Origin of the sequence: Bradyrhizobium sp. BR 10289 (assembly GCF_019455385.1) — a bacterium.
Taxonomy (GTDB): Bacteria; Pseudomonadota; Alphaproteobacteria; order Rhizobiales; family Xanthobacteraceae; genus Bradyrhizobium.
The window spans coordinates 175,138-183,953 of record NZ_JACOFR010000014.1; the positions used below are offsets into that span (position 1 = coordinate 175,138).

The 8,816-nt window shown below is 63.9% G+C and carries 9 protein-coding genes; 4 read left to right on the forward strand and 5 right to left on the reverse strand.

The window, feature by feature from the left end; genetic code table 11:
- The first annotated feature begins 49 nt into the window (after positions 1 to 49).
- Positions 50 to 604, forward strand: a complete 555-nt coding sequence (locus HYH08_RS22915) for an ActR/PrrA/RegA family redox response regulator transcription factor (RefSeq protein ID WP_008141807.1) — start codon at positions 50 to 52, stop codon at positions 602 to 604.
- Positions 605 to 767: 163 nt separating this feature from the next.
- Here the strand turns inward: HYH08_RS22915 and HYH08_RS22920 are convergent, their stop codons facing one another.
- Positions 768 to 1,256, reverse strand: a complete 489-nt coding sequence (locus HYH08_RS22920) for an MmcB family DNA repair protein (RefSeq protein ID WP_220012085.1) — start codon at positions 1,254 to 1,256, stop codon at positions 768 to 770.
- 323 nt (positions 1,257 to 1,579) lie between these two features.
- Between HYH08_RS22920 and HYH08_RS22925 the strand changes: the two genes are divergently transcribed.
- A complete protein-coding gene (locus HYH08_RS22925; RefSeq protein ID WP_220012086.1) occupies positions 1,580 to 3,277 on the forward strand; it encodes an alpha-amylase family protein in 1,698 nt (565 codons plus the stop codon).
- Between the two features lie 208 nt (positions 3,278 to 3,485).
- Here the strand turns inward: HYH08_RS22925 and HYH08_RS22930 are convergent, their stop codons facing one another.
- Positions 3,486 to 5,087 carry an alpha-amylase family glycosyl hydrolase gene (locus HYH08_RS22930; protein WP_220012087.1) on the reverse strand — a complete coding sequence of 534 codons (1,602 nt, stop codon included), beginning with the start codon at positions 5,085 to 5,087 and terminating at the stop codon, positions 3,486 to 3,488.
- Positions 5,088 to 5,257: 170 nt separating this feature from the next.
- Between HYH08_RS22930 and HYH08_RS22935 the strand changes: the two genes are divergently transcribed.
- A complete protein-coding gene (locus HYH08_RS22935) occupies positions 5,258 to 5,926 on the forward strand; it encodes an MBL fold metallo-hydrolase (protein ID WP_220012088.1) in 669 nt (222 codons plus the stop codon).
- A 3-nt stretch (positions 5,927 to 5,929) separates the two neighbouring features.
- On the opposite strand, the gene HYH08_RS22940 is transcribed toward HYH08_RS22935, so the two are convergent.
- Positions 5,930 to 6,295, reverse strand: a complete 366-nt coding sequence (locus tag HYH08_RS22940; protein WP_220012089.1) for a winged helix-turn-helix transcriptional regulator — start codon at positions 6,293 to 6,295, stop codon at positions 5,930 to 5,932.
- Between the two features lie 133 nt (positions 6,296 to 6,428).
- Here HYH08_RS22940 and HYH08_RS22945 point away from each other — a divergent pair, with 133 nt between their 5' ends.
- Positions 6,429 to 6,731, forward strand: a complete 303-nt coding sequence (locus tag HYH08_RS22945; protein WP_228748006.1) for a hypothetical protein — start codon at positions 6,429 to 6,431, stop codon at positions 6,729 to 6,731.
- Positions 6,732 to 6,733: 2 nt separating this feature from the next.
- Here HYH08_RS22945 and HYH08_RS22950 read toward each other — a convergent pair whose 3' ends face one another.
- Together HYH08_RS22950 and HYH08_RS22955 are read right to left on the reverse strand one after the other, a co-directional pair.
- Entirely contained in the window at positions 6,734 to 7,912 is a 1,179-nt protein-coding gene (locus tag HYH08_RS22950) for an extracellular catalytic domain type 1 short-chain-length polyhydroxyalkanoate depolymerase (RefSeq protein ID WP_220012091.1), read from the reverse strand.
- A gap of 138 nt (positions 7,913 to 8,050) precedes the next feature.
- On the reverse strand, positions 8,051 to 8,816 hold a 766-nt coding region (locus HYH08_RS22955; protein ID WP_349631455.1), incomplete at its 5' end, for an MFS transporter.

Here is an 8,816-nt window from a genome sequence, read left to right on the forward strand (position 1 = left end):
TGCCCGATTGCGACGCCATATGTAGATGTGCAGGAGAGAGGACAAAACCTTGAACGCCATCGCCGAACTGAACGAACAGACCGACCGCTCGCTTCTCATCGTGGAAGACGACAAGCCGTTTCTGGAGCGCCTGTCGCGCGCCATGGAAACACGCGGCTTTGCGGTGACGTCGTGCGACACCGTTTCGGATGGTCTCGCGCAAATCGGCAAGGCAGCGCCCGCCTTCGCAGTGGTGGACTTGCGGCTCGGTGACGGCAACGGCCTCGACGTGGTCTCGGCGCTGAAGAAGAAGCGGCCGGATGCACGCGCGATCGTGCTGACCGGCTATGGCAACATCGCCACCGCGGTCACGGCGGTGAAGATGGGCGCGATCGATTATCTCTCGAAGCCCGCCGATGCCGACGACGTCGTCGCCGCGTTGCTCTCGACCAGCGCGGAGAAATCCGAGCTGCCGACCAACCCGATGTCCGCCGACCGCGTCCGCTGGGAACACATCCAGCGCATCTACGAGATGTGCAACCGCAACGTCTCGGAAACGGCGCGCCGGCTGAACATGCACCGCAGGACGCTGCAGCGGATTCTGGCGAAGCGCGCGCCAAGGTAAGTTTCACGACGCTCTCGTGCCCCGGACGCAGCGCAGCGCTTCTTCAGCGGTGCGCTGCAGAGCCGGGGCCCATCTCTCGGAGCGATCAATGTCTCAAGATTCTGGGTCCCGGCTCTGCGCAGCAGCGTTTCACGCTGCAGCGCGTCCGGGACACGAGAACATCCTATTCCCAGAACTCCGCATGGCCTTGCGGATCGACCAGGCGGTTGATGCGCAAGGCTGCCGCCATGCCGAACCGTACCGTCATCTGCTTGCGCGTCGCAGCCGCGAGCTTGTGTTCGGGGGCCTCGCACTGCATGTGCGCGCCATAGGCGTCGGCGACGATCAGGCCGGTGTCTTCCGGAAAGATCTCGCACGGCAAATCCTGCGTGAAGGCGAAGAACAGCCGGTCGCAATGGGCGCGGTATTCGTGCCATTTCTGGTCGGCGCGCAGATCCTCGACCGATGATTTGATCTCGACGATCCAGATCTCGCCGCGCTCGTTCAGCGCGACGAGATCGGCGCGCCGGCCGGAAGGCAGCGGCAATTCGCTGATGCAGGTGAAGCCGAGCGAGCGCAGCAGCCGCGCCGTGCCGCGCGCGATGGCGAGCGCCGTTTCCGACTGGCGGCGGTCGGGCGGCGGCACGAGGGCGATGCGGGCGGTGTTGTCCATGGCGGGAGGATAGCCGATTCCATCAGGGGCGGACACTGCCCGATGAAGGCACTCTGCAACCTCATTCTCCGCCGTCATCCCCGCGAACGCGGAGATCCATAACCACAGGGAGGAATGCGGGCTAGCTGCTCACTCTGAGTCTTCGCCAAACATCTCCCTGTGGGTGGGTCCCGGATTTGCGCTCCGCTCCAGACAACGCTCCGCGTTGTCGGAAGCTGCCCTTGTCCGGGACGACATCGAGGGTGGAACGCGGAACCTCCCCCTCCCCACGCACTTATCACGCAGCCGCCGCTCCTCGGCGGAACCACCGAGGCGGCGCGCGCATGATCGACGATCTCTGGTACAAGAACGGCGTGATCTATTGCCTGTCGGTCGGCACCTATATGGATGCCGACGGCGACGGTGTCGGCGATTTCAAGGGCCTGTTGCGCCGGCTCGATTATCTGCACGGGCTCGGCATCACCACAATCTGGCTGATGCCGTTCCAGACCTCGCCCGGCCGCGATGACGGCTACGACATCGCCGATTATTACAGCGTCGATTCCCGCTACGGCACGCTCGGCGATTTCGTCGAGTTCACCCATGGCTGCAAGCAGCGCGGCATCCGCGTCATCATCGACCTCGTCGTCAACCACACTTCGGACCAGCACCAGTGGTTCAAGGAGGCGCGGCGCGACAAGAATTCACCCTACCGCGACTGGTACGTGTGGTCCGACAAGAAGCCGCCCAATGCCAACAAGGGCATGGTGTTTCCCGGCGTGCAGAAATCGACCTGGACGCGCGACAAGGAATCCGGCGCTTACTACTTCCATCGCTTCTACGACTTCCAGCCCGACCTCAACACCTCGAACCCGCATGTGCAGGCCGAGATTTTGAAGATCATGGGCTTCTGGATCCAGCTCGGTGTCTCCGGCTTCCGCATGGACGCGGTCCCCTTCGTGATCGCGACCAAGGGTGCGAAGGTGAAGAAGCCGGTCGAGCAGTACGACATGCTGCGCACGTTCCGCGAATTCCTGCAATGGCGTCAGGGCGACGCCATTATCCTCGCCGAAGCCAATGTGCTGCCGGAAACCGACATGGAATATTTCGGCCGGGATGCCGACCGCATGCACATGATGTTCAACTTCCACGTCAACCAGCATCTGTTCTACGCGCTGGCCTCCGCCGACTCGCGGCCTTTGGCGAAGGCGCTGAAGGCGACAAAGCCGCGGCCGGCGACGGCGCAATGGGGCCTGTTCCTGCGCAATCACGACGAGCTCGATCTCGGACGCCTGACCAAGGCACAGCGCGACACGGTGTTCAGGAGCTTCGGCCCCGACAAGGACATGCAGCTCTACGACCGCGGCATCCGCCGCCGCCTCGCGCCGATGCTGGGCGGCGACCGCCGGCGGCTCGAGCTCGCCTACAGCCTGATGTGCACGCTGCCGGGAACGCCGGTGATCCGCTACGGCGACGAGATCGCGATGGGCGATGATCTCTCGCTGCCTGAGCGCAATTGCGCGCGCACGCCGATGCAATGGTCGACCGAGCCGCAGGGCGGCTTCACCAAGAGCGACAAGCCGGCCTGCCCCGTCATCGACGAGGGCCCGTATGGCTATCCGCACGTCAACGTCGCCAAACAGCGGCGCGATCCGAACTCTATGCTGAACTGGACCGAGCGCATCGTGCGCATGCGGAAAGAAGTTCCGGAGATCGGCTGGGGCGATTTCGCGATCATTGCGACGCGCGATCCCGCCGTGTTCATCATGCGCTACGATTGGCGCAACAATTCCGTGCTGTTCGTTCACAATCTCGACGAGAAGCCGCGCGAGACGGCGTTCTCGGTCGGGCTGCCGGGAGAGGCCGGCGCGCACCTGATCAACCTGCTCGCGGAGGATCATAGCCACGCCGACAAGCGCGGCCAGCACCGCGTCGTGCTGGAGCCCTATGGCTATCGCTGGTACCGGGTCGGCGGGCTGGATTATCTGTTGAAACGGAGTGACATCGACGGGGATGCCGCGGGCAAGAAGCACCCGGGGTGATGTGGCCGTCGCTGTCTCCGCACCCTCCGCCGTCGTCCCCGCGAAGGCGGGGATCCATAACCACAGGGAGTGGTGTGGGGCGCGCAGGTCACTCCGAATCTTCGCCAAACCTCTCCCTGTGGTGATGGGTCCCGGATCGGCGCGAAGCTTCGCTGCGCTTGTCCGGGACGACATGGGAGAATGGCGCCGGTGTCGAGCGCTCCAATAGCTAGCCCGGGGGCGCGACGATCACGCCCTCGTTGCCGCGCAGGTCCAGCACGCCTTCGAGCTTCTCGCCTTCGCGGTCCAGGAATGTCGACAGCAGGATCTCGCTGCCGAACCTGATCGCACTGGTGGTCACGGCAATCGGCTCCGCGCCGAGATTGAGTGCGACGATGACGCTCCGGCCCTCGGCCTCGCGGCGATAGATCAGGAGATCGCCCTGGGCGGCGATCGGATGATAATCACCTGCAATAAGCGACGGCGAGGCCTTCCGCAACGCGATCAGCCGCTTGTACAAACTCAGAATCGAGCGCGTGTCGGCTTCGAGATTGACGACGTTCTCGTGGATGTGATCCTCGGGCAGCGGCAACCATGGCCGTACCTCCGAAAAGCCACTGAAGCCGGACGAATCCCACTGCATTGGCGTGCGGCAGCCGTCGCGCCCGACCCCAAGGCCTGGCACGTTTTTCTCGAACGGGTCCTGCACGAACTCCGGCGCGATCGCGAGCTGATGCATGCCGATCTCGTCGCCGTAATAGAGCGTCGGCGTGCCGCGCAAGGTCAGCAGCAGCATGGCGGCAACGCGGGCCTGCTCGGGTCCGACACGGCTCGCCACGCGCGGGCGATCATGGTTGCCGAGCACCCAGTTCGGCCAGGCGCCCTTCGGCAGCGCCTTCTCGTAATCCTCGATGATGTGCTCGATCGAGCGCGCGCTCCAGAAGGTCGAGAGCAGCGCGAAATTGAACGGCATCTGCGCGCCGGTGAGGTCGTTGCCGTAATAGGCCATCAGACGGTGCAGCGGCAGATAGATCTCGCCGATCAGCACGCGGGCGCGATAGGCATCGGTGACGCGCCGCATCTCTGCGATGACCTCATGCACCTCCGGCTGGTCGGTGGAGTATTGCGTCAGGATCTTTTCGTGCGGCGGCCGGCCTTCGACGTAATGCGGGTTCGGCGGATTGTCGCGGAACTCTGCGTCCTTGATCAGGTGCCATATGACGTCGACGCGAAAGCCATCGACGCCCTTCTCCAGCCAGAACCGCATCACGTCGTACATCGCGGCGCGGACGTCGGGATTGCGCCAGTTGAGGTCCGGCTGCTTGGCGAGGAAGGCGTGATAGTAATACTGCCCGGTCGCCTGGTCGAATTGCCACGCGCTGCCGCCGAATTCGGACAACCAGTTGTTCGGCGCGCTGCCGTCCGGCTTCGGATCGCGCCAAATGTACCAGTCGCGTTTCGGATTGTCGCGCGAGGCGCGGCTCTCGACGAACCAGGGATGCTGGTCGGAGGTATGGTTCGGCACCAGATCGAGGATCAGCTTGAGGCCGGCCTCATGCACGGCGGCGAGCAGCGCGTCGAAATCCGCCATGGTGCCGAACACGGGATCGATGCCGACATAGTCCGAGATGTCGTAGCCGAAATCGGCCATCGGCGAGGGGAAGATCGGCGACAGCCAGATCGCGTCGACGCCGAGCGATTTCACGTAAGGCAGCCGGCGAAGGATGCCGGCGAGATCGCCGACGCCATTGCCGTCCGTGTCCTGATAGGAGCGCGGATAGATCTGGTAGAAGATGCCGTCGCGCCACCAATTGTCGCCGCTCTGAGCCATGCCGGATATCCCACCAATCATCTGCCCTGCGCGGGAGAACGCAAAAGCAACGTCGCGGTTCAAATTGGCGTGCCAATTGGGACGGCGGTGTGACGGCAGAGGCGACTGTTCCGGGCCTTGCGGATGAATCTTTTGCTTGGCGGCTCGGCAAAAATCGGCATTGTGGCGCCATGACCGAGCAAAACGACAACAAGCCCAAAGCCGGCGCGATCATCGTGCCCGTGACGCTGTTCGAGCAGAACTGCACCATCATCTGGGATGAGCCCAGCAAGAAGGCGGTGGTGATCGATCCCGGCGGCGACGTGCCGAAGATCCTGGATGCGATCAAGCAGACCGGCGTCACCGTGGAGAAGATCTGGCTGACCCACGGCCATATCGACCATGTCGGCGGCGCCGCGGACTTGCGCGACGCGCTGAAGGTGCCGATCGAGGGCCCGCATCAGGCCGACAAGTTCCTGCTCGACAACGTGGTCGAGAGCGGCGCGCGCTTCGGCATGACTGGGGTGCGCAATTTCGCGCCGGACCGCTGGCTCGACGAAGGCGATAGCGTCGAGATCGGCGACCTCAAATTCGACATCTATCACTGCCCCGGCCACTCCCCGGGCAGCGTGGTGTTCTTCAACAAGGAATTGCGTTTTGCCCATGTCGGCGACGTCCTGTTCGCGGGCTCGGTCGGGCGCACCGATCTGCCCGGCGGCAGTCACGCGACGCTGATCAATTCGATCAAGACAAAGCTGCTGCCGCTCGGTGACGATGTCGGCTTCATCTGCGGCCATGGCGCCGGCTCGAGCATCGGCCAGGAGCGGATGACCAATCCGTTCATCACCGGCGAGATGTGAGGTTTACTCGGCGGCCTCGGTGAGCATGGCCTCGCCGAGATGACGCTCGCCCCATTCGCGGATCGCCGCGACGACGGGCACAAAGCTCTTGCCCTTGCGTGTCAGGCGATACTCGACCTTGGGCGGCACCTCGCCGAAATCCTTGCGGTCAATGAGACCGCTTTCGGTCAGCGCCTTCAATTCGCGGCTGAGCACCCGCGGGGTGATTTCCGCACTGCCTGTGCTGCCGCGCAGCAGGCCGCTGCGGATCTCGCCATAGCGGCGCGGGCCGTCCTTGAGATCCCAGACGATGCGCAGCTTGTACTTGCCGCTGATCATTTTCTGAAATGCCGCGACCGGACAGCTGCGCGCGGGGTTGGTCTTCGCCATGTCGTTTCCTCCATGTGCGAGGAGGGAGATTAGGAGCGGCACCGAAAAAGTCCATACTATCAATTTTGTCCATACTTGCGGGATCGCTCCCAGCGCGCAGATGATGGTGCACATGACGAACAGGGAGCGTCACATGAAGCACTTCATGATCCGATACGAATTCAGGAACGGCACGACGGACGAATGGCACCGGGAGATCGGCCGCTTCATCAAGGCGATCGACGGCGATCCCGAGCTGAAGGGGCGGATCGGCTATCGCGTGTTGAAAAACCGCGACGACGGCCAGTATTTTCACCTCGCCAGCGTCAGCGACGATGCCGCGCAAAAAACGCTGCAATCGCGCGAGTTTTTCAGGGCCTATCAGGAGATGACGCGCAAGGTCGCAGGCGGTGAGGTGACAGTGACGCCGATCGAGATGATCGACGCGACAGGGTAGCTCTACTTCATCAACCCCGCCGCCGTGAGCGCGCGGGTGATAATCTGGCCGAGATCGAAGCCGCGGGCTTCCTGCTTCGGTTCGGCCGGCTCGTCGGCGACGGCGGTGCGGATCGAGCGGGCCAGATGCGGTGCGGGCGAGCGGGCCGGCTTCGGCGAAACGGCCGGCTTTGCCTCGGCCTTTTTCGTCTTCGCATCCGCAATCCATGCGGTGAGGCCGAAGAATTTTGCGATGTGATACGAGGACGAAATGCCGGCCTCGATCAGGAAGGCGCCTTCGACGCCATAGCGCTGGTCGTTGTCGGCAAGGCCGAGCGGCGTGCCGTGGGCCATGTCGGTGATGGTGTAGGATTCCACCAGGGTCTCGCCGTCCCTGTTCCACCAGGCCTGGCGCGGATAGCCGTCGACATTGGTCTCGGCCATCGGCGCGGCCGGCAGGTCATGCAGGTCGAGCCATTGCTTGACGATCTCGTTGGCGTTGCCGGGATTGACGGTACGGTCGGCGCTGCCGTGCCACACCGACACTTTCGGCCAGGGCCCCCGATGGTTCGAGGCACGCCGCACGAAGTCGCCGAGCTCACGCTCGGGCCGCGCCGGCGCATGAAACATGCCGTCCAGCGCCTCGCGCAGATTCGAGGCGATGCCGTAAGGCAGGCCGGCGATGATGGCGCCTGCGGCAAAGACTTCCGGATAGGTCGCGAGCATCACCGAGGTCATGCCGCCGCCGGCGGACAGGCCGGTGATGAAGATGCGGCGCGGGTCGATGCGATGCGCCGTGACCATATGCGCGACCATCTCGCGGATCGAACGCGCCTCGCCGCTGTCGCGCACGGTGTCTTCCGGATTGAACCAGTTGAAGCAGGTGTTGGCGTTGTTGACGCGCTGCTGCTCGGGCATGACCAGCGCAAAGCCATAATGCCGCGCCAAGGTCGACCAGCCCGCGCCGAGATCGTAAGACGCTGCCGTCTGCCCGCAGCCATGCAGCACGACGACCAGCGCGCGCGGCTTCTGGAGTTGCTCCGGCACGAATGCGAACATGCGCAGGGCGCCGGGATTGTCGCCGAAATCGGTGACTTCCTGCAGCGGGCTCAACGCATCCGCGCCCCGGCCGAAGTCGGGCAGGCGCAGACCATCCGCTTTCGGCAGATGTCTCAGGAAATCGAGATTACGGGCGAGCGACACGGCAACTCCTGGCAGGCGACGTTCAACGTTCACCGAACCAAATAGTTGCTGCACTGCAAAATGAAAAGACCGTGTGCTGTCGATCGGCCCGGAATCACCCGAAACCCGCAAGAATCCGTGCGTATTAACCGCAATGCCTCAACTTAGTGCAGATGCGCGGCGCATCCACGCCAGAAATACGGCGCAGATCACGATGAATGTCACAAACAGCGCAAGCGAGACGAGAAATGCTGCGCGCGCTGATTGCAATGATTCGATCGAGAAGAACACCGCGCCGATTGCGGCCACTCCGGCCGCATTTCCGATCTGCGCCGTCGTGCCGTACATGCCCGAGGCTGAACCCGCCGCGACAGGTTTGACGGTCGAGAGCACCGCGCCCGACAGCGGCGCCATCACGAGGCCCTGGCCGTAGCCGAAGACGATCATGGTGAATGCGAGCGCGAGCGGCGGCGGTGCATCGACATAGGCTGCAACAAGCGCGAGCACGGCAAGGCCGGCGATCTGGAGTGCGCAGCCCTCGACCAACACCTTGGAGCCGCGATGTTTTGCTCGCGCAGCGCTGTGGCGCGAGGCCACCACGAAAGCGAGTGCGAGCGGAATGAAGGCGAGGCCGGCTGCGAGCGGCGCAATCTTCAGGCCGCGCTGCATGAACAGCGTCATCACCAGATAGAACGAGAGGTTGGCGAGGAAGAAAAAGAACGCCGCACCGAGCCCGCGCAGGAACGCCACATCCGCCAGCAGCGTCAGATCGATCAGCGGCATGCCGCCGACACGCGCAACCCCATGCTCGAGCCTGAGGAACGCAACGAGGATCACGCCGCCGCCTGCCATCACCGCCCACAACCAGGGCGCCCAGCCGACATCGTGGCCGAACAGCAGCGGCCCGATCAGGCACAGCAGGCCC